We start from the raw sequence: 25,090 nt of genomic DNA on the forward strand, positions 1-25,090 counted from the left end.
CGCTAAGCATTTTTATAACTCATCTGACCACTTTGTGCAAAATTTAGTGCTCATCTAATTCAGCATAATCTTGCTCTTTCTGTTCAGAGTGTTCAGTGACACATGAAAATGTCTGCAAAGGTCGAGTAAAGTCATGCCATAAATGGTGTTCGGTTTGCTCAAGAGAATTTGGTTGGTAATTGTTATCTAAGTTAACCCTTTTGGCGACACTGTGGTGCACCACAGGCGTTAAGCTAGAGTCGATTTTATTGTCTTTCATCACACAACAAATTCGGTCATCTAAGGTTAACCAATCAATAAAAAAAGTGCGGGTTTGTTGATGGTTGAGGCCTAACGCATTAGGAGATAGAGATAAATCGTCGTGACTGATGGTACCTTGAAGTGCATCAGGGCAAGCTTGTTTGAGACAATCGCTATCGGTGATGTCTAAAGTAAAGTGCGGTAAGTCATGCAACTGTTGCATATGTTTGAGCCAATTAATGGCATAACCAAGTGCCACATCAGCGAGGCCATCCATTTTATATCCGCCCCCAACATCTGAATGAGCACCAGCAAACCAAATTTCTGTGATCCTATTTGGATCATGGTTCATCAAGGTTGGCTGAAAGGCTTTACGCTTTTCATCAAGGCTGACTAAATGAGTGGCGTGTTTGACTAGGTTTGAAATAGTGCGGCCATGCTCAAAAACGACTGAGAATTTAGGGCGTTTGCGAGTGCTTAAGTCGGGCAGACCGATGCTGGCAACGGTATCAAATACACATAAGAATATGAAAGGGGGCATGTCGTCATTGCTAATGGCATGCTCAATCAAAGAGACAAATCGCCTTGCTAAAGCTGCGCCGCGAGAGAACCCAGTGATTAATACGATGTCACCCGTTCGATAGTGGTTTAAAAAGTCATTTCTCGCTTTATTGAGAATGTATGACACATCCCATGAATTAAACGCTAAGCCTTGATTAATAAAGCGGTTAAACCAGCCGCCATACGTACCCACTCCTTGATAGTAAAAGCAATGTGCGATGTTGTTGCGATTTGACAGACCATAGTGCTCACCATCACGGTGTAGGTTACCACCCATTAAAAAGTGCAGCTTTAAGATATTACTGATGCTGGCATCTTTTTGTTCATCATATTGTTTTGCATCTTCAGGCTCATTACCTGTGCCATCAAAATTAAAAACGATCAGCCTACTCATTCTCTTCCTTAGACAATGTATTTTTGGCAATAAAGGCTAGTAAGCGCTTTATTTCGGATTAAGTCTCTAGAGTAACCCCCACAGCATGCAAGGTCATTGCTCTCCTAGGTAGCTGATTACTATATCAATTGTCTTTTTTCATTGCACTATTTGCTTATTCATAGCTGAAATAGTTTTTATTTTTGCAATTGATTTTGCAAATTAGTCTCATTTGCATTATATTGCGTCGCGATTCAATAATAACCAATTTAGGCTCTCTTATGACAAGTCGTGTATTTAAGTTAAGCGCTCTATTCGTTGCTACTTCGGCAATTCTTTCTGGTCACGCTTTTGCGGATGATGGCAAAAAAGACATTGAGAAGATTCAAGTATTAGGCGACAAGCACAGTAACTATCTGGCAGTTGAAGCAGAAACAGCCACTAAGCTAGGTATTTCAATTAAAGAAACACCGCAATCTGTGCGAGTGGTGACGCGTGCGCTGATGGACGACTTTTCATTAGACGATGTGAATCAAGTACTAGAAACGACACCAGGTGTGTCAGTTGAGAAGATAGAAACAGACCGCACTTACTACAAAGCTCGTGGTTTCGATATAGTGAATTTTCAAGTAGATGGCTTAGGCTTACCGCAAGAGCGAGGCTCACTTCAGGGCACACTAGATACTGCGATTTATCAACGAATTGAAGTTGTGATGGGTGCAAACGGCATGATGACAGGCGCTGGTAATCCATCAGCAACAGTTAACTTTATTCGTAAACGCCCAACGGCCGATTTACGTGCTGATGTGTCAGTAACAGCAGGCTCTTGGTCAAATAAACGTGTTGAAGCAGATGTGTCAGGCAGCTTTAATGATATGGTTTCTAGCCGCGCTGTTGTGGTTAAGCAAAAACGTGATTCTTACTTAGACCGTTATGCGGTAGATCGTGAAGTATTTTATGGCATTACTGAATTTGCTTTAACAGATACAACGACATTAACGACCAGTTTAACCTATCAAAGTAATGATGCTGACAGCCCGCTTTGGGGCGCATTAGCGTTATTTGATAACAAAGGTCAACCAACAAACTATGATGTTTCTACTTCAACAGCAGCAGATTGGGCGTATTGGAACAACACCTCAAAACAAGCATTTGTTGAACTTGAGCAATATATTGGTGACGAGTGGAGTGTCATTGCACGCTATGCACATACGCAAAACGAGCAAGACTCGAATCTATTTTATGTGTATGGCACACCAGATGCAGAAACAGGCTTAGGTCTAACAGGTTATGCCAGCGATTATCAACTACGCGACAGATTAAACTTATTCGATGTGTATGCGCGCGGTAGCTTTGAGCTGTTTGGTCAAGAGCATATTGTGGCTTTTGGTGCTAGCGAAGCCGATATGTATTACTTTGATCGCTCTTTATATGATTATCAAACCGGTAATGGTTTCCCGCCAATGCCTAACATGAATGAGTGGGATGGTGTTGCGCCGGTGCCAACTTTGGTTGATGTAAACCCAGCAGCCCCGGGTTCTGATGTACACAGTGAACAAAGTTCTCAATATATATCTGCGCGTTTTTCTCTTACTGATGATTTAAAATTACTCGCTGGTCTTAGATACACAAATTGGGAAACACAAGGGTTATCATATGGCAATAATAAAGGTCGAAAAGATAGTGATACAACTCCGCATATTGGTCTAGTGTATTCAGTCAATGACGATATTAATGTATATATTTCAGACACAGATACTTTCGCGCCTCAAACCGAGACTAACGCTAATGGTTCTCAGTTAGCACCAATTATCGGTGATACACAAGAGTTAGGTGTAAAAGCAGAACTATTCGATTCGAGGTTGATGCTAAATGTAGCGTTATTCAACGCAGAGCAAGTGAACATTGCTGTTGCAGATGTGGATAATTCGACACCAGATAAAACAGTTCACAAAGCGGCTCCAGGCATTCAATCGAAAGGCTATGAAATAGAGCTAAGCGGTGAGCTTGGCTATGGCTTCAGTGCTAACCTAGGTTATACCAAAACAGACATTGATGTGTCTGACACGTTCAATGCTGGTAATGTAGAAGCACAACTTGTGAAAGATTACACACCAAAGCAGGTATTCAAGCTAGCGGTTAAACATGATGTTGAATCCATTGAAGGGTTAAGCTTTGGTATGAACATGCGCTGGCAAGATGAGATCAGCCGTATACAAAATGCCACTGAAAATTTCGTTACTAAACAAGACGCCTATGCGATTGTTAATTTTATGGCAAGCTACGAAATCAACGATCAAGTTAACCTGACCTTCAATGCCAATAATGTATTTGATGAGAAGTACATTAACTCATTGTATTGGGCACAAGGTTTCTATGGTGCACCTCGTAACTATGCATTGACTTTAAATTGGTCATTGTAAGTTTATAAAAAATTTAAGGCCGCTTATGCGGCCTTTTGTGGTTTATAACCATATGAGGGGCAATCAAAAATGAAAAAAACACTCCATTTATGGCATCACTATCTTGGATTAGTCGTCGCCATTCCACTTATCATTATTTCTTTAACAGGCAGTATTTTAGTTTTTAAAGAAGAATTCGATCATTGGTTAATGCCAGAACTTGCGGTTGTAGAGGGCGAAACAGGTAAAAGACTAAGTTATGACGAGTTAAGAGCTGAGCTAAACAACCAGCTCCAGGGTTATGAAATTGGCAGTTGGGAAGTATTTGATGATGGTATAACAGCAGATCGTGTATATGTGCTCAAGCACGGTACGAGTGAATGGTTTAAAGTCTATCTTGATCAATACCAAGGGGTTGTGCGCTCTGAGCCTGTTGCGGTCAATCATTACCTAACAGACTGGCTGCTTGATTTGCACTATAAGTTTTTGATTGGTGATACCGGGCTGTGGGTTACAGGGGTCGCATCACTCATTTTGCTTTTTATGGGCATTTCCGGGCTAATTATTTATCGCCAGTTTTGGAAAAAGTTTTTTACTCTGAGGCTAAAGGTAAAGCGCATTGCATTATTTAGCGATATTCATAAGCTAGTTGGCATTTGGTCAGCGCCTGTTTTATTGGTGATTGGTTTCACAGGGGTATATTGGAATATTTCTGAGATCATTCATCATGAGCTTGAGCATGGTGAAGAACATCAAACTGTGATAACTGAAAGACTCTACAATCACCAGCTTTCACTCGATAAAATGATTGCTGAATCAACTCAGCAAATGGGTGGGTTTAGGCCAACTTATTTACTTTTTCCATATGAGCCTGAACTTCAAGTCACATTCTTTGGAGAAGTAAGCAACACCAGTTTTGTCACCAGCGAATATGCTTCTATGGTCACCTTTAATAAGCAAACAGGTGAGCGTATGCCGAATTATGATATTCGTGAAGCGCCGTTTTTTTTAGTCGCTGTTGATAGTTTTCGTAAGCTCCACTTTGGATATTTTGCCGGCCTGCCTAGTCGGGTTATTTGGTGTCTAATTGGTTTAACGCCACTAATCTTTGCTATTACAGGCTGCTATTTGTGGCTAAAAAGAAGAAGACCAAAGAAACGTGCGATGAAAGTTGCACAACCAATTTGAGCTGGCTTGAGCCCTACACAGAAAGAGATAAAATTATAGATAAAGTAACAATTAAGCCTCTTCAATAAAGAGGCTTAATTTTTTTGGAAGGACTAATTTATCCAGAGCTCAGGTTAATTTAGGCTTGTTGAAGTGCAATAAAGGCCGGCTCTTTGCGTAAGCCACTGAAGTAAGACTCTCTATCAAGCTCTTCTTTTAGCGTGTTCGACAGAGTCAATGCTGTACGAATATCTTCAAGGGCTTCTTGAAACTGTGCCAGTTTGGATTTAGCGCAGGCTCTTTGCCAGTAGGCAAGTGCATAATTACTATCTAGCTCAATAGCTTGATTTACAAGCGATAATGCCCAAGCATCATCATTCATATCTAATAATAAATCTGCTTTGTAAGTCAGTGCTTCAACGTCATGTGGATTAATCTCTAAAATTTGGTCGTAAATATTAAGCTTTTCTTGATCGCTCTTTTCAAGACCCGCTCGCATCCAAAGTGAATGCACCATGTTGCTTTCGGATATGACTTTTTGCGCTTCAACAATCTGATTCGAACGCTCTTTAATGGTGTCTTCAAGTTGATTTAAGCGCTCTTCATATTTGGCCGTCAGCTTTTCAATACGTCGTGTCGTTGATGCTTCCATACTTTCTTTGATGTCGCGGATCGACTTCCATCCTAGCAACACCAAAATAGAAGCCGCAGCAGTAATGATGTAAAAAATAGTATTGGTGGTGTCTGCAGTATAACGAATGGCTCGATCAGATGACTCTAATTTAGCATTGACGACTTTCTCTATTAGTTCCGCGCGCGTAGCTTGTTGGTCTTGGCGCAGTTGTTTGAGTTCATCCAAAATATAGCGTTCAACGAGAGGTTTATAGAGCGGGGACTCGATTTGTTGAACGGCTTTATTTGCATCTTTTTCTGCATTCGCATTACTAAGAAACGAAATTGATGTAAGAAAAAGCATGGTTAAAAATGTACGACAATGCATGCGAGAGTGAACTCCTATGAAGGAAAAAATAAAACTAATACCAACCCTCTTAATTAGCGATCTATTTTGAGGCAAGGAAAACCGGTGATAGCATCACTTTTGTGTCCTGCTAACGCTGACGTACCTTCATCTATGTAGGCAAGGCTAAAATTTTGCTATTTAGTTATTCTCGGCAATTGTTCCTGCATTGCTCTATCTTCCGCATCCATGCAGTCGCAAATAAGAAATTTTTAACCAAGCTAGCGTCAGTTTTAGTCCCTCAAAATGATTGAGTATTATTGAAGATTAGTATAACCACACTTTAGAGCTAGTCACTCTGGTATGAGTAACATGTGCTTTCATTGTTGGTTAACAACTTAAATAAGTAACCACTGGAGATAGATTGATTATCCAGAATTCAGGTTAATTAATACTGATGGTATCAAAAGCTGTCGCGCTTTTCTTTTAAATAGTTGAAACTATTTTCAAATCTAAATAAATAGAGGCTTAAATTCTTATATTTAATATGGGGTTGGAGATTTTTTTCGGTTTTTTTAGTAAGAGCTGTAAGTATGTTTGGCAATGAAAGGGGTTCTTCTTTTACTGCCAAACACCAACAAAGTGGGCCTAACTCTTTTGAAAATCGTATACAGAACCTAAGTTCATAATTTGTGTTAATTCATCTAACGCTTGTTGTGACTCTAGCATCAAGCTTGGATCAGCCAAGTCAGCTTCTACTAAACGATCTCTATAATGCTTATTTACCCAAGTGTTCAGCGTGTTATAAAGCTTATCGGTCATTAAACAATTAGGGTTAACTGCGTTTAATTCATTTTGTGATAATGCGACTCTTAATCTCAGGCAAGCTGGACCGCCACCATTTTGCATACTCTGTTTTAAGTCCATGTAAATGACTTCGTCAATTGGGTTACTGGCTTGGCGTAGTGATGCCAAATAGCGTTCAACTGAATCAATTGCTTGGCATTCGCTAGGAGCAATTAATGCCATCCCTCCATTTGGTAAGCTTACTAATTGACTATTAAAAATATAGCTTTTAACGGCTTCATCAACACTTAAATCAGCATCGGTGACTTCAATTAAATGTAAGGGGCGTGTACCAGTGTAGTTTTGTCTTATTTGCGCGATGACTTTCTTTTGCTGATAAAAAGCTTGTTCATGGAATAAAAATACATTCTCGTTACCAATGGCAATGACATCGTTATGAAATACACCTTGATCAATTACATTTGGATTTTGTTGGATATAAAGAGTTTGTGCAGGGTCGAGTAAATGGCTTCTGGCAATTGCTTCACTGGCTTGGCGTGTTTGCCTAGCAGGGAATACCTGTGGCTTCACTTTGCTATTCATATCTTCACCATACACAAACAGGGCTAAACCTGAATGACCATAACTGTCAGCCAAGCGCGTATAGTTTGCTGCTCCTTCGTCTCCAAAAAGAGTGTGTTGTGGAAGTGGTGCATGGTGGGTAAACACGGATTCATCAGCAAAGGTGGCTTTTAAAATATTGCCAGTGGTCTTCGCCTCAATGGCACGATGGATTTTATTGTTCAAATTAGCTGGTGTGAAGTGTACTTTACCATCACCTGTGTCACTACTCGGCGAAATTGTTGCAGCGTTGGCAGTCCACATTGAAGATGCAGAATAGCAAGCTTTTAGAAATTGGGGAGCAGCTTTTGCTGCTTGTGATATAACATTTGAATCTGAACCAGAGAAACCAAGAGCACGAAGTGTTGTTAAGTCTGGTCGAGCATTTGGGGCGAGCACGCCTTGATGTATGCCCATGTGACTCAACGTTAGCATTTTTTCTAACCCTTGCAGGGCTGCTTTTTTGGGATTAGCGACTTTGTTGGCATTCGTTTTAGATGCAACGTTTCCATATGATAATCCTGCATAATTATGGGTTGGCCCTACTAGGCCATCAAAATTGACTTCTGTGTAATTCATTGTTGCCTCTTTATGGTGCAGTGCTGCACTAATACGGTGTTGTGATGATTCGGTTAGCCAGCTATTAAATTAAAAAGCTAATTATTTCAAAGTTTTATTTTTTTGATTAAATACATTTGGCTATAATCAGTTCAAGCAATGTGCCAAATGGTTATGTGGATCTGAATAAAAGCCATAAACTGAATATAATTCTATAGCCATGACTAACTAACAATAGTCAATAAGTGGAACAAATAAAGAAGGAAAAATAATGCTAGCTCAAATAAGTGCGCTACTAAATTATACAATTTTCACATTCAATGAGGAGCCTCTCACGGTTGGTGAAATATTGATTGTTCCGTTTTGGCTATTTGTGAGTTTCTGGCTAGTGCGCTTTGCGGTCAAATCAGTCGAGAAACAACTTAAAGCCAAACAACGAGACCCTAATATCATTCAATTAGTACGTAGAATAATTGTTGTTGTGTCTCTTGCTGTGATTTTTTTAACAACGTTATCTATGTTAAATGTACCTATTACAGCGTTCGCATTTTTATCTGGTGCAATTGCTATTGGCTTTGGTTTTGGTGCACAAAATATCATCAATAACTTTATCAGTGGTTGGATTTTAATCGGCGAAAAGCCTATTAGAATTGGCGACTTTCTTGAGGTTGAAGGTGTTAAAGGCATAGTTGAAGAAATAAATACCCGTTCAACTCGCATTCGCCGTGTTGATGGTGTGCATATGCTGATCCCAAACAGTAAGCTGCTTGAAAATACGGTTGTTAACTGGACACTGCGCGATCGGCTTGTTAGAGGAACCGTGAGAGTTGGTGTGGCTTATGGTTCTGATTGTGAATTGGTGGCCAAGTTAATGATCGAAGCAACAAAGGGACATGACAACGTACTTGCTGACCCTGAGCCTTCAGTCTTTTTTCTAGATTTTGGTGATAATTCTTTAGTATTTGAATCGTACTTTTGGATCAACTCGAGTGTTGAGGGGGGGCTGAGACTGGTGTCGAGTGATATTCGATTTGCCTTAGACAAAGCGTTTAAAGACGCGGGTATTGTCATTGCTTTCCCGCAAAGGGATATTCATATAGATGGTGAATTGAAAATCACGAAATAATTGATTTTCCAGCATTAAGTTTTTTAAGAATAAATAAAAAGGGCTCATAATGAGCCCTTTTGAGGATGAGGAGGTTGCCAAAAAGTGCTGGAGATTTTAATACCAGCTCTCAATAATAGACTCTAAGCTTCATACGACTGGTATTAGGCATCAGTGCAAAGTAGTTCTATTACTCTGCCTTTTCGATATATGCCAATACATCCGCTAGAGTTTTAAATGTATTGTACTCACCCGCGATCATTTCTTCATTGACGCAATCAAGTAGTTGTTTTTCATCTTTATCACCGTAAGTCTCAACACAGTATAAATACGCGTCTTTTACTTCCCATGGAGAAGCATTTTCAGACTCTGCTGCATTGACTAAGGTCATTGCAGATGCAAATAAAAAGACAACACATAAAAGGTATTTCATCGTTTTTCCTAGTGGGGTTATTTCCGATGTAAATCTATGGTGGAAACTTAAAAAAGAAAAACTAAAAAATTTTTATTTCACGACAATTATTATTTGTTTTTCAAACTTTAAATCTTCTTTTATGTTTGCTTTGTCCCTTGCTTGTTAGGGCTTACATTTTGGAGACAGTTATGATTGCGGATATTCGTCCAGGAAGTAAAAAGTTTTATGCTGAAGAGCACTTCTTTGGAGGTATTGACCGTTCTGGGTTTTTTACAATCTCAGAGGCAAATTATTTAATTCATTATGGGCATACTTTAAAAGGCCTTTATGACGGTTCGCTAATGCCAGAAACTGAAACAGAACACAAATTTGTGGCTGCATTGGAGTCTGAAGAGCCTGTTATGTTGTACGAACATAAATTATGGCAGAAGTTTTTATATGCTGTATATCGAGCTTCTCATCGTTCAAGCGCTGTGAGTAATAGTAAGGGGTCGATGAGCCCAACTGATTTCTATAATGAGATGTTCCATGATGCGTACTAGTTGTGATTCACTTAGAAATGATAAACAAGAAAGACGTGCTAAGAAGATGCGTGATGAAAAACGCAAAAAACAAAAGCGACATTACGTCGAAGCTGACAAACCAAAGTGGCGTTAAAATCACGAAATAAAATTTAAATATCTCCATTGCCCTTGATAAATGACTATTCGGATGTGGTTATTTATGCAAGGGCAATTTTTATTCGCGTTATGAAAATGTCCACGCTAATATTTTAGAAATATCTTTAACTGTAAAAAATAAAACTAATTACAACCTACTCGGAACCTGTAATGGAAAAAACCAACACCACACAACGCGTTTTTAATCTAAAATCACAGACCCAAGTGTCACTTGACGAACTTGATCAAAGCCAACCATTTTGGGTGCATTTAGATTATAGTGAAGCGCATGCGGTTGAGTGGATAGAGCAAGCTGCGTTTTTGTCTGAAACAGTAAAAGAAGCATTAATCTCTGAAGAAACACGACCTAGGGCGCAGTTTTTTGGTAGTGGTTTGTTTGTATCTTTACGCGGAATAAATCTAGCAAAATCAGCCAAACCTGAAGACATGGTATCTGTAAGACTCTACATAACTGAGAACTGTGTTGTTTCGACGGCACATCGACGTATTTTCTCAGTTTCAGAAATTGCGGCTTTGCTCAACCAAGGTGAAGGCCCAAAAACGAGCTCCCAATGGCTCGTGAGTATGATTGAGCACCTAACAGATAACATGTCTGATACGGTTCACTTTATTGACGACAAGTTAGGAGAGTATGAAGACTCAGTCTTGACGGGTGAACAAACAAGCTTTCAATCTGAGCTGGCAAATTTACGTAGACAAATTATCGCAATTCGTCGCCATTTATCTCCACAAAGAGAAGCTTTACAGTCCTTACTTCATGACAAAAATATGTTGCTAACGAGTGAATGTAAACATCAAATTCGTGAATCGTTAGACCACATAACGCGTTATATTGAAGAGTTAGATTCATGTAAAGAGCGTGCGGCTGTGTTGCAAGAAGAGATTAATGTGCGAGTTGGTCAGATCATGAATGACCGTATGTATGTGTTGTCTATTGTAGCTGCGATTTTTTTACCACTTGGTTTTTTAACCGGGTTGTTAGGTATTAATGTGGGCGGGATACCTGGCACAGATAATCCGATGGCTTTCTATATATTTAGTGGCATGTTGTTTGTTTTAGTGGTGGCGCAAGTGATTTATTTCCGCCGCAATAAATGGGTGAATTAAACGAAATAGATATATTTCCTAAATGCTGATCATCTATGGCCGATCAGCATATTACTGAATAATACTAAGGCATAGCCAAAAACAGCACCAAGCGGAGGCCCCCAATGTTTTTTGAGCTTAGACTGCGGTGCTATATCTTGGAATATTAAGTATAAGATCCCGCCAGATACAAAGAGCATGATGGCGCCTAACATGGCTTGATGTCCTGCCAACACATAATACCCAAACAATCCAGCTAAAGGGCCCAGTGGCGCCAGTAAAAACATAATCATCAAAGTGGTTTTAGTACTTTTATTTTGTTCTTTTAATTCGCGAAAAGCGTTAAAACCCTCTGGCAAATTTTGCAAACCGATCAGCAGAGCGAGCATTAAAGCGGTCGATGAGCCAGATGCGACCAAACCACCTAATGCAATTGCTTCGGGCACAAAATCTAAAGTCATACCCATTAATTGAGGCGATTCACGGCGTTTGATTCCAAGTTGTCGCTCTATAAAGAAAAAACTCAGCGCGCCTAATAACAAAATCGCAATTGCAATGAACTGACTTGGTAAATTATGCATGCCTTCAGGCACTAATACAGTCGTTACTGCGCCAAATAAAATGCCACCGCCAAATGCGATAAGAAAATGTCTCAGCTCTTTTTCTAACCAATAAGGGCGAATAGATTCGATACTTGCAATTAAGCCACCAATAGGGATGCATAATCCTGCCAGGCTAGTGAGAAGAATAATGTTTAGATATTCGGGCATATTTGCACAGCCATTTAAATAACCTATCAAAGCAAAGCTTCTTCAATATAGAAGATAAGTTCAGCTCTGTTAAGGGTTTTATTGCAAATGTTTAGCGTTACATTATATTGTTGTCGATTAACAAAATCATCGAGATAAATTGGCAAGGAGTTACTAATCTTCAGTAAGATGACCCCGTTAAAGCTCAGTGATTTATTGTTGCTACTTTTTGAGTCAACTGCTATCAATCTCGCGTTTGCGATTATGGTGGGTGAACTAAGAAATAATAAAAACAAATCAGTCCAAAGATAGCTTATTAGTGCCAATGAGGCATTGGGGCTTGAACAAGTCTGAGCATAGAAACATTCAAAACTCAAATTCGAATTCTTGGCAAACATGAGTAATGAGATCAGAACGCCCAAAAATAATTCAATAAATTTAGCCAGTGTGACGCATCATCAACTAGATTGCATGGTGGAACAAGGTTCGGGCTAGTCATTGTAAAGCGCTTATGTAACTTGATGAAAGTTGGTGCGATACTGATATCAAGTTCACCCGAAAAAGGCACTGAATTCGCTTTTTCTTTAGTTGCCATGCAGAACGGATCCAAGGTAAGTGATAACTGTGAATTGCACATACCTTAGTCTGTTGGCTTATGCCCGATCTCTACTTTTGCTGAAATTATAGGTAGTAAGTGTGCCTCAAAAGGCTTATCCCTTAATTTTCTGACATCTAAATCTTTGCAGCAATTCTCTCATTTTTAGCAGTAACGAAAAAAGGCAAGGTTAACCTTGCCTTTTGTGTAAGTTCAGGGAGATTAGAACTTATAAGTTACGTTAGCAAATACTCGACGGCCCCAAGGATCGTAAAGTGATGAGCCAGAACCATTACCAGAAACGTAGTCAGGTAGTAGCTTATCGAAGACGTTACGGAAACCTACTTCGATTGTCGCATTGTCAAGGTTGTATCGCGCAGAAATATCATGCGTGAAGTGGCTACCAATATATGAGTGTTCTTGGTCTTCTGTAGTATCACCGCGAGGCTCGCCATCAGCAGTCAAAGTGTCTTCTAAGTCAATTAGTGCTGAACGGTCAATAAAGCGTGTTGACCAAGTTACAGATAGATCATCTAAGCGGTAGTTAACACTGAAGTTACCCTGTAATTCAGGGTCACCAAGCTCACCATGCTCTCTACTAATTAGCTCTGGACGGTTTTGGAACTGATATGTGTTGAATTCTAAAGTATGACTTAGGAATAAGTTAACTCTTGCTTCACCTGGCAGGTTGAAGTCAGCAAGGTCAAGTTTATATTTCAGGTCAAAATCGATACCTTTTAATTCAAGCTTCGCTGTATTTAACTCACCTGATTCAACTTGTGTAATTTCTAAAGTGCTCGGGTCACGTGTTACTTGGCCACAGAAAGTCGGGTCAAGATCAGGACCATCTACACAGTTATCAGCTACAGTTTGTACTGAAAGACTATCGATCGCATCGGTGATCTCGATATCGTAATAGTCAATACTAAATGTTAAATCATCAATCGGGTTCATTACCAAACCAACCGTTAATGACTCTGATGATTCAACTTCAAGATTTGGGTTACCACCGCTGATAACACGCTTACTTACCGCATCATCTGGCTGGAAGTCTGTAGGAATACCCAATGCCGCACAGTTTTTAGCACGGTTTGGTTGGTCACCAATATTATCAGCATCACAAGGATCGGCAACTCGGCCAAAGCCAGGTGAACGAGGTGAGAAAGCTTCCGCAATGTTTGGGGCTCTTACTGCTTCACCATATGTACCACGAAGGCTATAGCCTTCGATTGGCGACCACATAAAGCCTGTTTTCCAAGAGTCAACTTTACCTGCATGTGAGTAATCGGCTTTACGGTATGCAGCATCTAAAGTTAGCTCGTGTGCTAAGAAAGCATCCGCTAATATAGGTAAACTTGTTTCAATAAACGTTTCAGATACATCGTACTCACCATATGTATTAGGTGTTGCAGCGTTCGCCATTGCACCTGAACGAGTTAGTTCATCAGTGATAGTTTCTGACGATTCCCAACGTTTTTCATAACCTACAGCAACGCCTACAGCGCCACCTGGCAATTCAAAAAACTCTGCTGTATCAAAAGATACTGAACCGCCAAAGTAACGTTGCTTGATAGTATCGTTACGTTGTACGTCAGCTGTTACCCAGTCTTGCGCTGCTTGCGAAGCTAAGCCATTACCGAATGGGTTGTAAGGTACACAAGCATCACGATTCACAGTTGCAGGGTTTGAGTAGCCATCAGGTTGAGCTGATGCTACGTTTGCTCTACATGCTGCTTTACCTGTTTCTGGGTCGATTACAGCATCAATCGCAGCAACATAGTTGCCTACAATTAGGTCATTTTGAGTGATACGGTCATTCTCTGTGCGACCATTTGAGTAGTAAACGTCGTAGTCGAACGGTGTTTCACTCAGCTCAAAAGCACCTTTTGCACCAAATACCATTCTAAATGTTTCACGTTTGTTATCTGCAGAACGGTTACCAATTTCGTCAAAGAATTTGTTTGCGAAAGCGGTTTCAATACCTTCAGCAGCAAAAAAGTCTTTTGTTGCTTGAGGAATGAATGGGTTCTCTGCAATATTTACTCGGTCTCTGTTGAAACGGAAGCTTGGTTGGAATTGCTGAGCAATATCAGCTCTTACATATTTCACATCAGAGTAGAAGTTTAGTTCTTCAGAAACTTCATAGTTGAAGGTAGTAGCAACAGTTACTTTTTCTCTCTGAGGAAGGAAGTTTTCATAATCAGATGGGTTGAAACAGTATTTACAGCCATCAGGGAAAGAGCCAAATGCAAAGCTGCTTGTAAGATCACGAGTAGGCATTAATTCACCCACACCATCATTAGAGAAAGTGTAGTTGTAAGGGCCTGCTAGTAAAACACCATTAGGACTAATTCGTTCTGAAGTAACATTCTTAACCCAGATACGGTCTAAAATACCATCTTCTTCACCCGTGTTTTCTGGGTTTGGAACGTGACCATCAGTATTATAATTTCTGATGTCTCTTGCCATTACTTCATCAATAACATCTTTACCAACGAAGAAAGTTACATTACCTTTGCCGTCTGAAGTCGTCGCACCAGCTAGTAAACTAGTTGTAAGGTTTCTATTACCCACACCTTCAGTCGAGTTGGAGTAACTAGCTTTAACTTCTAGACCTTCAAAGTCATCGCGTAAAACAATGTTAACAACACCTGATACAGCATCAGAACCATAGATTGCAGATGCACCACCTGTGATTACATCAACACGTTTTATTAGAGAGCTAGGGATTGTAGATAAATCGACTGTTGAGCTACCAGCAGAACCAGCTACATGTCGCTTGCCGTTTACTAGAACAAGAGTACGTGCCGTACCTAGACGACGTAAGTCGATGCTACTTGAACCTGCTGCAGAGTTGCTACCAGAGTTTGCACGGATTGTCGCAGTTGCACCAATGGCCGGAAGTTCAGATAGAACAGATGCAAGATCAGGAATACCTGCTCTTTCAATTTCTTCCCCAGTTAAAGTGATTGTTGGTGCTGGTTGAGAAAATTCATATCGCGCGATACGAGAACCAGTGACTTCTACACGTTCAATCTTACTAGCTTCATCTTTTGAATCAGCTTCATTTGCAAAAGCTGGAGCAGCAACAAAGCCAGATAAGGAGGCCGCAAGAGCTGTACTTATTGCTATATTCAATTTATTTTTTTTCATTGTTTTCCCTTTATGATTTTATTCAGCTCATTTCAAAAGCCGAAACATAATAATAAAGAAAGTAAACATTTAATAAACATTGGTTGTAAAATTGCGTTATTTGCATCAATTGTTTATTTTAAAAGTGTTAACTTTTGTACCTCTTTAGATTTTTCACAGGGTTAAGTGTAAATTTTTTGTAAAGGTATACAGTATACAGGTTGTGGGGTGGGGAACTTGTAAATAAATCAATACAAAATTTGTTTTTTAAATGTTAAAACAAAAAACTTCTTTCTAATTAAAGGGAAAAATCAAAGTAGAGAACATAGAAACAAGGTGGTAATCTGAATACTCATTAAGAAAAGGAGAAAACATGGATCCAGTTAGTCAAATTGTAGAGTTTGTATTTCAAATCGAATTCTTTCTACTACTTTTTGTGATTATTGTATTAAAAAGTAGCATCAAATTTGTACCACAAAACCGAGCTTGGATGGTTGAGCGCTTTGGTAAATATCAATCCACCAAAGAAGCGGGTTTAAACTTTATTGTCCCTTTCATAGATCGTGTCGCTGCTGATAGAAGCTTAAAAGAGCAGGCGGTCGATGTACCTTCTCAGTCAGCCATTACCAAAGACAATATCTCTTTAATTGTTGATGGTGTTTTATATTTCAGAGTACTAGATCCATATAAAGCGACTTATGGCGTTGATGACTATATTTTTGCGGTAACCCAGTTAGCGCAAACTACAATGCGTAGTGAACTGGGTAAAATGGAGCTAGACAAAACTTTTGAAGAACGTGATTTGCTCAATACCAATATTGTTGCAGCGATAAACTCTGCCTCGGAGCCTTGGGGTATTCAAGTTTTACGTTATGAAATTAAAGACATTGTGCCACCTAACTCTGTAATGGAAGCAATGGAAGCGCAAATGAAGGCTGAGCGTGTTAAGCGTGCGCAAATTTTAGAGTCTGAGGGTGATAGACAAGCTGCTATAAACGTTGCAGAAGGTAAAAAGCAAGCACAGGTTCTTGCTGCTGAAGCTGATAAAGCAGAGCAAATATTACAGGCTGAAGGTGAAGCAAAAGCAATTTTAGCCGTTGCAGAAGCGCAAGCAGATGCGCTTCGCAAAGTCGGTGAAGCGGCAAATACAGAGCAGGGTCAAAAAGCGATTCAGCTCGACTTAGCAACCAAAGCGATTAGTGCCAAAGAAGCGATTGCTAAGGAGTCATCGGTTGTGCTTTTACCAGACAGCGGCACTGACGCAAGTTCTTTGGTTGCGCAAGGTATGTCTATTATTAATTCGTTAAATCAAAAGCAAAAAGGCTAGCTTATGGCATTTTTGACAGACAATATTCCTCAAACATTGCTTATATTAGGTGTTGTGGCACTGATTATTGAAGTCGCAGTACTTGGTTTTGCCACTTTTGTATTGTTCTTTGTGGGCCTTTCATTGGTGTTTAGTGGCGCCTTGATGTATGCGGGTTTACTCGATGTAGATTGGATTACCGCCCTTTGGGTGAATGCCATCATAACTGCCGGCTTAGCAGCATTACTTTGGAAGCCGCTTAAAAGATTACAAGAAAGCCGAGAATCAACTGATGTGCACAGTGATTTTGCTGAGCTTGCTTTCACTTTAGAACAAGATGTTGATGAGCATAACGGCTATAAATATGCTTATTCAGGCATAGAGTGGTTAGTTAAGAGTAAACAACCTCTAAGCAAAGGCTGCCAAGTCAAGGTCGTGAAAAAAGAGGTCGGTGTGTTTTGGGTTGAGCAGGTTTAATTACTCATTTAAGCTTAATGCTAAAATACATAACGGGTTTAAGTTGCTCAACTTAAACCCGTTTTTTGATCTGGTAAGATGCCCTAAATAATGTCGCTATTTTTGAGTATTTGATGCATTGGGTTTCATCAATTTTTCATATTTAGCAGATCAGTCCCCCTCTAATTTCGAGCTCTCTCTATTTAACTACTTCGTCAGGCTGTAATGGCGAGTAATGTTTTTATCTGTATTGGTTGATTACACTAATTTTGCGAATTAATCGTTTATTACGTGCACAAACACATGGTGTAGTGAAGGTAAAGTCCATCATTAATGCCTAACTAAGTTGGAAAATTGATTCAGTTTTGAATAGGCAAGTTCAAGTTCGTTTGTGCCATAGAGTCATCGACAACAGCAATTGAGCGGAGTAAAAAATGTCTAACTGTAAGGAAAGTAACAATAACGACAATAGCGCTGGTTCTCGCAATCAAAAAGCCATCAAATGTTTAAAGCATATTTTTATTGATATGGTGCAAAAAGAACGCGTGGAGCAGGGGCAGTGCCCTGTTCGTCGTCCAGTATTTTTAAGAACACATGGCTGTATGCGTGGTGAAATTGAAATACATGACAATATTAGTGACGACTTAAAGCATGGTATGTTTGAACAATCTGGTACTCATCCCGTTTATGTGAGGTATTCATCAGATTTAGATGATGGTCGCCCAGATTGGAAAAGCACGATTGGTTTGGGGATCAAGATATTTGGAATAAAGGGACTAAAAGACCCATTTGATAAAGAAAATCCAGATTATGATAATGTTACTGATTTAATTTTACAAAATGTGCCTTACTTTTTTGTCGATAATGCTGAAGAGTTTTGTCAGTTCAACAAGGCAAGTTTTGAAGGTTGGGGCGAAAAATGGGTGCAGCAAAACTCTCCAGATACCGACATACTGCTAGATGAGATGGAAAAACCAATACGCTCTGTGTTTGGTACGTCTTTATGGAGTGTGATCCCGTTCAGATTAGGAAATGATAATCACTGCAAATATATTGTCAGGCCGGGTAAGTCTACATTTGCTGATGAAGTTAATACCGATGATCCAGATTTTTTAGGAAAAGATTTAGCTGCTCGGATGAAAGCAGGTAAGGCAACGCTCCATTTATATATACAAAAACGTCCGACCACAGCACAATTTGAACAAACCTATCTTGATAAGTATTTCCCGCTTGATAAAGCCAAAACGGTGTGGGATGAAACGATTGCAAAACCTGAGTTGGTTGCGACGATCACCTTGCCTAAACAAGATATTAGTAACTTAGAGCAACAGACTTATGGGGATTGGCTTGACTTCAATGTTGCTCGAGTACCTGAAGAGAATGCGCCTGTAGGCTCTATTGCAGAGGCAAGAAAAGCCATTTATGCGGCATCGGCAGCATATCGCCATGAGAAAAATGGTCAACCTAATACACAACCGAGCAGTCCTGATCAGCCAAAGATTATAAATCCATCTTGTCCATTTCCACATAAACCTAAACCAGATCCCAAGCCTGAGGCTTTAACGCCTGAGCAAATTGACCGCATTACCCAAGTGAGAATTCACCCGGGGATCGGCATTGCCCGAGTTGGCGATAGTAAAAAATTCACCATTGGCCCTGAAGTATTAGAACCTAAATTAACAAAGTTTGGTGGTACCCGTGATAAGTCAGGCGCAATTAAGCGTCAAGCAGCCCGTTTTCGTGTGTATGGATACGATGCTGATGGCAATGTGGTTGCTGAGATACAACAGTCAGATAACTCTACTATTGAATGGTCTGTGCATGTTGCGAATAGAAAAGCCCAGTGGTACGAATTTCAAGCTGCGATGGACTTGCCGCAAACAGCCAATGTGTCAGTTCCTCTCAGAAACCCAGACGTGAAGGAGCAGTATAGAAACGCGCTAGCAATAGATCCCGGAGAGTGCAAAATTCAAGGCTTGAGCATGAAAGATGCAAGCTTTGCTATGACGGGAGAGTTCCAAGGTACTGCCGTTTATTTAGGTGAATTACGAACAGATTCAGTTGGTCGCTTATTGGTTTTACCTGGTTTTGGTAAATCAGCCAGTCCTACAAATAAACCGGTTTATCGCGAAGCTGTACCGACAAGCTTTAACAATGCGGCTGGTTGGTACGATGACATAGCAGATGGCCCAGTTCATGCCAAAGTTGTGCTAGGAGATAAAGTTTTTGAAGCCGATCCAGCTTGGGTTGCTTCTGCACCACCAAATTATGGACAGAACTTGGTGGGCTGGCGCACTATGGATGATTTAATGCGTGAGGTTTGGACCAACGCAGGTATGTTAAAACAGCCAGAGAAGGTTGAATTCCAAAGAGATATTTTGCCTATTTTAACGCGGCTAAACGAACTACAATGGGTTAATAAAGGCTTTTTTGCGACCTTTGGTAAAGGTGCGCCTTATGATTTTTCTGACCAAGCATTATTAGAAAAGCTTGCAACAGCGCCATTAAGTAGTGATTACCCAGATCCATATGCAGAATTACGTCGCACTGTTTTTAACAGCTTTAGAAGTGCCAATAGTGTGGTTATTTCTGATGGTACACAAGGACCTGCAGTCAGTAGCCAAATTACACAGTGGCCAATGATTTACGGTGATCTTTATGGTGAAACTGTTAATGCTGGTGACAATGCTGCTTCGACTTACTTAAAGCTTCCAGCTTATTTTGATTATGTTTTGACGTGTTGGGTAAATGGTGAGTTTGTGAGCGACTATCAACTGAAACCAAAGTCGGAACATCAGCTTTCTAAGTTATCCCTTCAAGAGCAGCCGAAGATGCTCGACAAAGCCAATATGCACTATTGTTTAGCAGATGCGTTTCACCCAGGATGTGAATTAACTTGGCCGATGAGACATGCGTCTATGTATCGCGCACCGTATCGGATCCGAGAACGAGCTAAAGGTAAAAACGCACCTTATTATGGCACTAAATTAGATCAACAGCGGGTACTTGCTTTCGGTGGTCCACTGTATGAACAAGGACCAGGAGATTTAACTAAATGGATGGCATTGCCATGGCAAGGAGATACTGCATTTTGTCGCTCAGGCTATGACAAAGAATATGATCCGTTTATGCCAACTTACTGGCCAGCAAGGGTTCCTAACAATGTACTGACCCTATCAGATTACAACATTGTGGCAGATAAAACTCAGCCGATGGCTCTGCGTATTGCCGCATTTAGAAATCGACCAAGTTGGTTTAGGCAATTACCTGATGGGGTAGAAAATGCAATGAACTATATGGTGGCTCACTTCAATGAAATGGGGATTTTAGAGGCGAAAGACAGACCGGATGACCTTGATTGGTTGCCTGAGAAGTTATGGGTTGAAAACCTGACAGGCTCAAAACAGGCTGAACTGGATGAGGCGTATAAAGTGTTCTTGAAGAAATATGCCAAGTTAGGTGCCACCGACAAGCTACTGCAAGAAGCGGGGTGGTTTAATGAGGAGCAGCGTGATGAGTACGCAACCATAGTCAAAGGTGAATAATTGAGAAGGAAATGAATTTGTATTTTGACTGTGTAATTGCAGGTACAGGCCCCGCTGCTTGTGCCTGCGCTTTAGTGCTAAAAAAGGCGGGTCTTAATGTTGCGTTAGTCGCAAAAAAGAGTAACAAACAACCCGCCTTTTCAGTAGGTGAGTCACTTCCAGGAGCGGCTTTGCCATTACTGAATAGAATAGGTGTCTCTGATTTGTCTGAGTTGCTTACTAAGGGGCAATTTAGTCGCTGTACAGGCAATGCATCAGCATGGGGCTCGGAGCAATGGCATAAAACGGATGCCATTCAAAACCCACAAGGAGGAGGTTGGCACATTGACAGAGCTGCATTTAATCATGCACTTTTGAAATTTACTGTTTCTCAAGGCGTTACTTTACTTTATTCGCAGGTATTATCGGCAGAGTATAAGTCTTGCTGGCACGTGATGCTTACAGAGCAAACAGATGTATTGCGCTGTGATTATTTAATAGATGGCACAGGAAGGGCATCGTCGCTCGGTAAACTAATTGGTCGCAAGAAGATTCATTTAGACAAGCAAATGGCAATAGTGGCTTGGTTTGAATCTAGTGACGATGACCAAGAAAAAATGACCAGAATAAAGGCTGTCAGCGATGGCTGGTGGTACAGCGCGAGGTTGCCAAACAAATCAACAAAAGGGTTACCTATAAGGGTGGTTGCTAAATTCATGTTGCCTGAGCAATCAAAAAGCTTAAACACGCCACAAGCGTATTTGATGCAACTCAATAATAGTGGCCTTTTACCAGTAGATTTTAACGAGTCACAAATACTCAGTGGTCCTTATTTTACTGATGCCAGTGTGAGTAAATTAGATGAATTAAGTAACAATACGTTGTCATTTTTAGCGATTGGAGATGCCGCGCTAAGTCTAGATCCCCTTTCATCGCAAGGTATGTTTTTTGCACTTTATAGCGGTATTAAAGCTGGTGAACAGATTATTGAAGCAAGAGCCAATCAAATTAATCAATTCGAAAATTATGATAACGACATAAACGCGGTTTTAAATGCTAATCAAAAGGCAAGAAAACACTATTATGTGAGTGAGCATAGGTTCTCTGAAAGTGAATATTGGCAGAGCAGGGTGTTATCGTAGCTTAAAACTTGCCGACGTTTCTGTTAAGGATTAGCGCTTTGCACCAAAATGCTAATCCCTGCAGTAAACATGATGTGTAATTCTACATTGTGCTTACTCGCCTAAGTTGAAATATCTCTAAAAGAACGAACAGTGCACTAAATAAGCAAAGTTACAAAGTAAGCTCAAACTTACAGACTCATACCTTTAGACTATTTTTTTAAGTTATGTGACTCGAGCTGAGAGAGGTCAACTTACAGCCCTTGCTCAACCATTTCTTTAACTTTGACCGCTTTTTCGAAGTGATCTAATTGATGAGTGTGTATCCACCAAGTAGCGGCTTCCATCAGTTGTTCTGGGTCATCGTTTTTATTAGAAAAGAAAGCGTAAAACGACACACCGACGGTCTCTCCCTTTTTAGTTATCTTTTGTTCACATACAGATATGATTTTATCTCTTAAGCTTTGACGCATTGATAGTCCTTGTCGTTATTCTAATACCTTGCCTGAAATTAAATCTCTTGATTAATAGGGGTATAAATTTCACTGACATAGTAACTTATAGAACTATGTTTATGAAAGTAATAAGGTTTATAGAAGGTGGGAATTTTACGAAAAGTGTATGGAAATAGAAAATAACCGGCTCAACATCCTGTAAGAGCCGGTCATGACGCATTTAATTTTTATTATTATTGTTATGGCTCTGCATTTTGCAGAATGTATTTTTTAGCAAGTAATTATGAATTGATTATGGAGAAAATATGGACGAATTCATTTATAAGCCATAGAGTTACTGCAATTCCAAAACGCGATAATAAATTAGAAATCTGGATGTAAGCCATACGATGTCAGAACGGTCACAATCTATCGGGGTTAAATTAGACAATCACTTTGTGCTTGGGAAGCGTATATTTAAAGCGCCTATGAGCTATCAAGATAGTCTAATCGACGAAGCTCGTTTGATAATTATACTCAAGGGTCACTCTACTTTATTTTGCGCGGGTGAAACAATAGAGTTGCAAGCAGGTGATATTCTACTAATGCGTGCCGATAATTTTATTAATCAATGGCACAAAGATAATCAAGACAGCATCGTGGAGTTTATAGGGTTCAGGTTGACTTCTCAGCTATTAAATCAATTATATCCAAAAGGCATTTTAGGTGTTGAAAAAGGTGAACATACTTCGATTGAAGACTCTGCAATAGACCAATGTAGTGCAGTTAAGCTCTCAAGTGATCAATTAAAATGTTCGATGTTATTGGCGAATTATATTCAATCAATCGAAGCTTATATGGCCGAGGTAGAGATATTTAACAATAACTTGATACGTTTAAAGGTAATAGAGTTAATTGAGCTGGTGTTAGCACTAGATAAGACTAGAAAAGTAAAAGCACTGCTTGAGCGGTTATTTTCAGCCAATCAGCCTCAATTACAAAAAGTGGTTCAGGCACATTTGTTCACACCAGTAAAATCGTCTGAACTTGCCTTTCTTTGTCATATGAGTGAAGCGACGTTTAACCGAAAGTTTAAGCAGATTTATGGAACGAGTGCGAATAAGTACTTAATGAATAAGCGGCTCGAAAGAGCCCACCATTTGGTTATGAATAGTTCTAGGAGTCTGACAGAAATAGCACTTGAATGTGGGTTTATAGAGCAAAGTTATTTTTCTCGAGTTTTTAAACAAAAATTTGCTCAAACACCGTCAACACTCAGAAAAGATAATGAGCGAAAACTTCAAATTGATGAGTGATATTAACAAGTTTAATGCCAAAAATATCAATATATTTAGCTTCAAACAATCGTTGATTTATTAAAGTTTGGAGAATTTGCTATGTTAAAATTTGCTCAATTTTTAAGTGCTGTATTTGTGCTTGTACTAGGCTCTGCTGCAGTGACCACAATGTTTTTTCCTGAGGTGATCAATACCCCAAGCGGTTTTAATGCTGTGACGAATTATGGGTTTACCAATTTGCGAACACTTGGTGCGCCAACATTGAGTCTAGCAGTGATCACTGTCATTGCATTATGGCGTAAAGACTGGGTTTTACTTTTGCCCGCATCTCTATATTTTCTTTTTAATTTTTCAGCCAGGGTGATTTCTGTTGTCGTTGAGGGTTATGAACCTGTTATGCTGACCGGTTTACTATTCACTTTTACACTGTTTTCATTATCTCAAGTCGCACTTCACAGTTTTAGAAAATTAAGTAACCATCGGGCACTTTAGAAATACCGAATGTATGAACACACAAAGTTGTGATATTGTATCATTTTTTCAAGCGGGCTGCTTTGAGCAGCCTTCTTACTAGAGGATACGTTGTGGAACCCATAATTGTTGTTGTTGGTTTTCTTGGGGCAGGAAAAACCACGTTGTTGAAACGCTTGGTCACTGAATATAGCCAAGCGAATTGGTCACCTTTTGTCGTTTTAAATGATTATGAAAATGCCAATTTAGATGCTCAGCAGTTTTTGGATATGCTTGATGAGAAAAGTTTAAAAGCATTGAATGGGAGTTGTATTTGTTGCAGTGGTATTGGCGAGCTAAGAGAGTCGGTTAACCGAATTCCTGAGCGTGCCAATGGTATTACACTTATTGAAGCAAATGGGACAACAGATGCATGTGCGCTCATGGGATTTCTTGGCGTGGGCATTGAAGCGCGTTTTATGCCTCCGGTGCAAATTTCTGTGGTTGATGTTAAAAATTGGCAATTGAGAGATATCCATAACGAGCTAGAAGCGAATCAAATACAAGTCTCGTCGTTGATCACACTGTCCCACACTGACTCAGTAAGTGAAGAACGCTTAGGGCAAGTGAAAGAAGATATTCGAGCAATTAATCCCACTGCAGAGATCATGCTTTGTGAAGAACTAGAAATTAATACACTTCCTGAGCTGTTACCATCGAGTAATAGTGCAGAAAAGCTTGCGCATCATAAGTCACATTGGTCTTCATGTTCAGTTGATTTACCTAACTTACCAGATCCGATTTGTATCAAAGAAATCTGTGATGCGATCCCAAGCAGCGTGATCCGAATTAAGGGTTGTACAGTTTTAGGAACAGAGCCTGGTTATACTTATTTTGAACGCTGTCCGGATGGTGAAGTCTATGTCAGGCCATACCGCGGTAAGCCCACCACAGGGGCGAAGTTACTCACTGTCGGGCCTTGCAGTGATGCGTTGTTGTTAGAATCGGCAATTCACAATAGTTTAGAAGCTGCCAAATTACGACAAGCCAAATAGATTAGCTCTGACCATATA

At 39.9% G+C, this 25,090-nt stretch carries 21 protein-coding genes; 14 read left to right on the forward strand and 7 right to left on the reverse strand.

Annotated features, from left to right (window positions below; translation table 11 throughout):
- Positions 1-43: 43 nt before the first annotated feature.
- A complete protein-coding gene (locus tag PP2015_RS18815; RefSeq protein WP_058032041.1) occupies positions 44-1,195 on the reverse strand; it encodes a phospholipase effector Tle1 domain-containing protein in 1,152 nt (383 codons plus the stop codon).
- 260 nt (positions 1,196-1,455) lie between these two features.
- Between PP2015_RS18815 and PP2015_RS18820 the strand changes: the two genes are divergently transcribed.
- Positions 1,456-3,597, forward strand: coding sequence for a TonB-dependent siderophore receptor (locus PP2015_RS18820; RefSeq protein WP_058032042.1), 2,142 nt, complete (start codon positions 1,456-1,458; stop codon positions 3,595-3,597).
- Between the two features lie 69 nt (positions 3,598-3,666).
- The gene (locus tag PP2015_RS18825; protein ID WP_058032043.1) at positions 3,667-4,764 is read left to right on the forward strand and encodes a PepSY-associated TM helix domain-containing protein; all 1,098 of its coding nucleotides are present in this window, start codon (positions 3,667-3,669) and stop codon (positions 4,762-4,764) included.
- A gap of 118 nt (positions 4,765-4,882) precedes the next feature.
- On the opposite strand, the gene PP2015_RS18830 is transcribed toward PP2015_RS18825, so the two are convergent.
- Together PP2015_RS18830 and astB are read right to left on the reverse strand one after the other, a co-directional pair.
- Positions 4,883-5,743: a tetratricopeptide repeat protein gene (locus PP2015_RS18830; protein ID WP_058032044.1), complete on the reverse strand. Its 861-nt coding sequence runs from the start codon at positions 5,741-5,743 to the stop codon at positions 4,883-4,885.
- A gap of 606 nt (positions 5,744-6,349) precedes the next feature.
- Complete coding sequence (gene astB, locus PP2015_RS18835; protein WP_058032045.1) at positions 6,350-7,687, reverse strand: N-succinylarginine dihydrolase; 1,338 nt, start codon at positions 7,685-7,687, stop codon at positions 6,350-6,352.
- Positions 7,688-7,937: 250 nt separating this feature from the next.
- Between astB and PP2015_RS18840 the strand changes: the two genes are divergently transcribed.
- Positions 7,938-8,792, forward strand: coding sequence for a mechanosensitive ion channel family protein (locus tag PP2015_RS18840; protein ID WP_058032046.1), 855 nt, complete (start codon positions 7,938-7,940; stop codon positions 8,790-8,792).
- A gap of 169 nt (positions 8,793-8,961) precedes the next feature.
- Here the strand turns inward: PP2015_RS18840 and PP2015_RS18845 are convergent, their stop codons facing one another.
- Positions 8,962-9,204 carry a hypothetical protein gene (locus PP2015_RS18845; RefSeq protein ID WP_058032047.1) on the reverse strand — a complete coding sequence of 81 codons (243 nt, stop codon included), beginning with the start codon at positions 9,202-9,204 and terminating at the stop codon, positions 8,962-8,964.
- A gap of 170 nt (positions 9,205-9,374) precedes the next feature.
- On the opposite strand from PP2015_RS18845, the gene maoP reads away from it, so the two are divergent.
- The 3 genes from maoP to PP2015_RS18855 all read left to right on the forward strand — a co-directional run bounded on the left by maoP (position 9,375) and on the right by PP2015_RS18855 (position 10,973).
- On the forward strand, positions 9,375-9,728 hold the full coding sequence (gene maoP, locus PP2015_RS18850) for a DUF413 domain-containing protein (RefSeq protein WP_058032048.1): 354 nt from the start codon (positions 9,375-9,377) through the stop codon (positions 9,726-9,728).
- Complete coding sequence (locus PP2015_RS22145; protein WP_257720527.1) at positions 9,715-9,843, forward strand: hypothetical protein; 129 nt, start codon at positions 9,715-9,717, stop codon at positions 9,841-9,843. Before maoP ends, PP2015_RS22145 begins: the two co-directional genes overlap by 14 nt.
- Before the next feature lie 173 nt (positions 9,844-10,016).
- Positions 10,017-10,973, forward strand: a complete 957-nt coding sequence (locus PP2015_RS18855; RefSeq protein WP_058032049.1) for a zinc transporter ZntB — start codon at positions 10,017-10,019, stop codon at positions 10,971-10,973.
- A 29-nt stretch (positions 10,974-11,002) separates the two neighbouring features.
- On the opposite strand, the gene PP2015_RS18860 is transcribed toward PP2015_RS18855, so the two are convergent.
- Positions 11,003-11,722 (reverse strand): ZIP family metal transporter, encoded by a 720-nt coding sequence (locus tag PP2015_RS18860; RefSeq protein ID WP_058032050.1) that lies wholly within the window; start codon positions 11,720-11,722, stop codon positions 11,003-11,005.
- A 446-nt stretch (positions 11,723-12,168) separates the two neighbouring features.
- Here PP2015_RS18860 and PP2015_RS22185 point away from each other — a divergent pair, with 446 nt between their 5' ends.
- Positions 12,169-12,345: an ATP-binding protein gene (locus PP2015_RS22185; protein WP_083496685.1), complete on the forward strand. Its 177-nt coding sequence runs from the start codon at positions 12,169-12,171 to the stop codon at positions 12,343-12,345.
- A gap of 173 nt (positions 12,346-12,518) precedes the next feature.
- On the opposite strand, the gene PP2015_RS18870 is transcribed toward PP2015_RS22185, so the two are convergent.
- A complete protein-coding gene (locus PP2015_RS18870; RefSeq protein WP_058032052.1) occupies positions 12,519-15,449 on the reverse strand; it encodes a TonB-dependent receptor domain-containing protein in 2,931 nt (976 codons plus the stop codon).
- Between the two features lie 352 nt (positions 15,450-15,801).
- Between PP2015_RS18870 and PP2015_RS18875 the strand changes: the two genes are divergently transcribed.
- The 4 genes from PP2015_RS18875 to PP2015_RS18890 all read left to right on the forward strand — a co-directional run bounded on the left by PP2015_RS18875 (position 15,802) and on the right by PP2015_RS18890 (position 21,856).
- Entirely contained in the window at positions 15,802-16,755 is a 954-nt protein-coding gene (locus PP2015_RS18875; RefSeq protein WP_058032053.1) for an SPFH domain-containing protein, read from the forward strand.
- 3 nt (positions 16,756-16,758) lie between these two features.
- Entirely contained in the window at positions 16,759-17,211 is a 453-nt protein-coding gene (locus tag PP2015_RS18880) for an NfeD family protein (RefSeq protein WP_058032054.1), read from the forward strand.
- 413 nt (positions 17,212-17,624) lie between these two features.
- Positions 17,625-20,735 carry a LodA/GoxA family CTQ-dependent oxidase gene (locus PP2015_RS21970; protein WP_058032055.1) on the forward strand — a complete coding sequence of 1,037 codons (3,111 nt, stop codon included), beginning with the start codon at positions 17,625-17,627 and terminating at the stop codon, positions 20,733-20,735.
- A gap of 11 nt (positions 20,736-20,746) precedes the next feature.
- Entirely contained in the window at positions 20,747-21,856 is a 1,110-nt protein-coding gene (locus PP2015_RS18890; protein WP_083496686.1) for an NAD(P)/FAD-dependent oxidoreductase, read from the forward strand.
- A gap of 233 nt (positions 21,857-22,089) precedes the next feature.
- On the opposite strand, the gene PP2015_RS18895 is transcribed toward PP2015_RS18890, so the two are convergent.
- Positions 22,090-22,308 carry a DUF6500 family protein gene (locus PP2015_RS18895; RefSeq protein WP_058032057.1) on the reverse strand — a complete coding sequence of 73 codons (219 nt, stop codon included), beginning with the start codon at positions 22,306-22,308 and terminating at the stop codon, positions 22,090-22,092.
- 371 nt (positions 22,309-22,679) lie between these two features.
- Here PP2015_RS18895 and PP2015_RS18900 point away from each other — a divergent pair, with 371 nt between their 5' ends.
- From PP2015_RS18900 to PP2015_RS18910, 3 genes are all read left to right on the forward strand, one after another.
- Positions 22,680-23,585 carry an AraC family transcriptional regulator gene (locus PP2015_RS18900; RefSeq protein WP_058032058.1) on the forward strand — a complete coding sequence of 302 codons (906 nt, stop codon included), beginning with the start codon at positions 22,680-22,682 and terminating at the stop codon, positions 23,583-23,585.
- An 81-nt stretch (positions 23,586-23,666) separates the two neighbouring features.
- Positions 23,667-24,059, forward strand: a complete 393-nt coding sequence (locus tag PP2015_RS18905) for a hypothetical protein (RefSeq protein ID WP_058032059.1) — start codon at positions 23,667-23,669, stop codon at positions 24,057-24,059.
- 92 nt (positions 24,060-24,151) lie between these two features.
- Positions 24,152-25,072: a GTP-binding protein gene (locus PP2015_RS18910; RefSeq protein WP_058032060.1), complete on the forward strand. Its 921-nt coding sequence runs from the start codon at positions 24,152-24,154 to the stop codon at positions 25,070-25,072.
- The last annotated feature ends 18 nt before the right edge of the window (positions 25,073-25,090 follow it).

The organism is Pseudoalteromonas phenolica, from assembly GCF_001444405.1.
Taxonomy (GTDB): Bacteria; Pseudomonadota; Gammaproteobacteria; order Enterobacterales; family Alteromonadaceae; genus Pseudoalteromonas; species Pseudoalteromonas phenolica.

Excerpts from the sequence above, each read along its gene's own strand:
- PP2015_RS18815 (WP_058032041.1), bottom strand. The coding sequence starts at position 1,195 with ATGAGTAGGCTGATCGTTTTTAATTTTGATGGCACAGGTAATGAGCCT.
- PP2015_RS18820 (WP_058032042.1), top strand. The coding sequence starts at position 1,456 with ATGACAAGTCGTGTATTTAAGTTAAGCGCTCTATTCGTTGCTACTTCG.
- PP2015_RS18825 (WP_058032043.1), top strand. The coding sequence starts at position 3,667 with ATGAAAAAAACACTCCATTTATGGCATCACTATCTTGGATTAGTCGTC.
- PP2015_RS18830 (WP_058032044.1), bottom strand. The coding sequence starts at position 5,743 with ATGCATTGTCGTACATTTTTAACCATGCTTTTTCTTACATCAATTTCG.
- astB (WP_058032045.1), bottom strand. The coding sequence starts at position 7,687 with ATGAATTACACAGAAGTCAATTTTGATGGCCTAGTAGGGCCAACCCAT.
- PP2015_RS18840 (WP_058032046.1), top strand. The coding sequence starts at position 7,938 with ATGCTAGCTCAAATAAGTGCGCTACTAAATTATACAATTTTCACATTC.
- PP2015_RS18845 (WP_058032047.1), bottom strand. The coding sequence starts at position 9,204 with ATGAAATACCTTTTATGTGTTGTCTTTTTATTTGCATCTGCAATGACC.
- maoP (WP_058032048.1), top strand. The coding sequence starts at position 9,375 with ATGATTGCGGATATTCGTCCAGGAAGTAAAAAGTTTTATGCTGAAGAG.
- PP2015_RS22145 (WP_257720527.1), top strand. The coding sequence starts at position 9,715 with ATGATGCGTACTAGTTGTGATTCACTTAGAAATGATAAACAAGAAAGA.
- PP2015_RS18855 (WP_058032049.1), top strand. The coding sequence starts at position 10,017 with ATGGAAAAAACCAACACCACACAACGCGTTTTTAATCTAAAATCACAG.
- PP2015_RS18860 (WP_058032050.1), bottom strand. The coding sequence starts at position 11,722 with ATGCCCGAATATCTAAACATTATTCTTCTCACTAGCCTGGCAGGATTA.
- PP2015_RS18870 (WP_058032052.1), bottom strand. The coding sequence starts at position 15,449 with ATGAAAAAAAATAAATTGAATATAGCAATAAGTACAGCTCTTGCGGCC.
- PP2015_RS18875 (WP_058032053.1), top strand. The coding sequence starts at position 15,802 with ATGGATCCAGTTAGTCAAATTGTAGAGTTTGTATTTCAAATCGAATTC.
- PP2015_RS18880 (WP_058032054.1), top strand. The coding sequence starts at position 16,759 with ATGGCATTTTTGACAGACAATATTCCTCAAACATTGCTTATATTAGGT.
- PP2015_RS21970 (WP_058032055.1), top strand. The coding sequence starts at position 17,625 with ATGTCTAACTGTAAGGAAAGTAACAATAACGACAATAGCGCTGGTTCT.
- PP2015_RS18890 (WP_083496686.1), top strand. The coding sequence starts at position 20,747 with ATGAATTTGTATTTTGACTGTGTAATTGCAGGTACAGGCCCCGCTGCT.
- PP2015_RS18895 (WP_058032057.1), bottom strand. The coding sequence starts at position 22,308 with ATGCGTCAAAGCTTAAGAGATAAAATCATATCTGTATGTGAACAAAAG.
- PP2015_RS18900 (WP_058032058.1), top strand. The coding sequence starts at position 22,680 with ATGTCAGAACGGTCACAATCTATCGGGGTTAAATTAGACAATCACTTT.
- PP2015_RS18905 (WP_058032059.1), top strand. The coding sequence starts at position 23,667 with ATGTTAAAATTTGCTCAATTTTTAAGTGCTGTATTTGTGCTTGTACTA.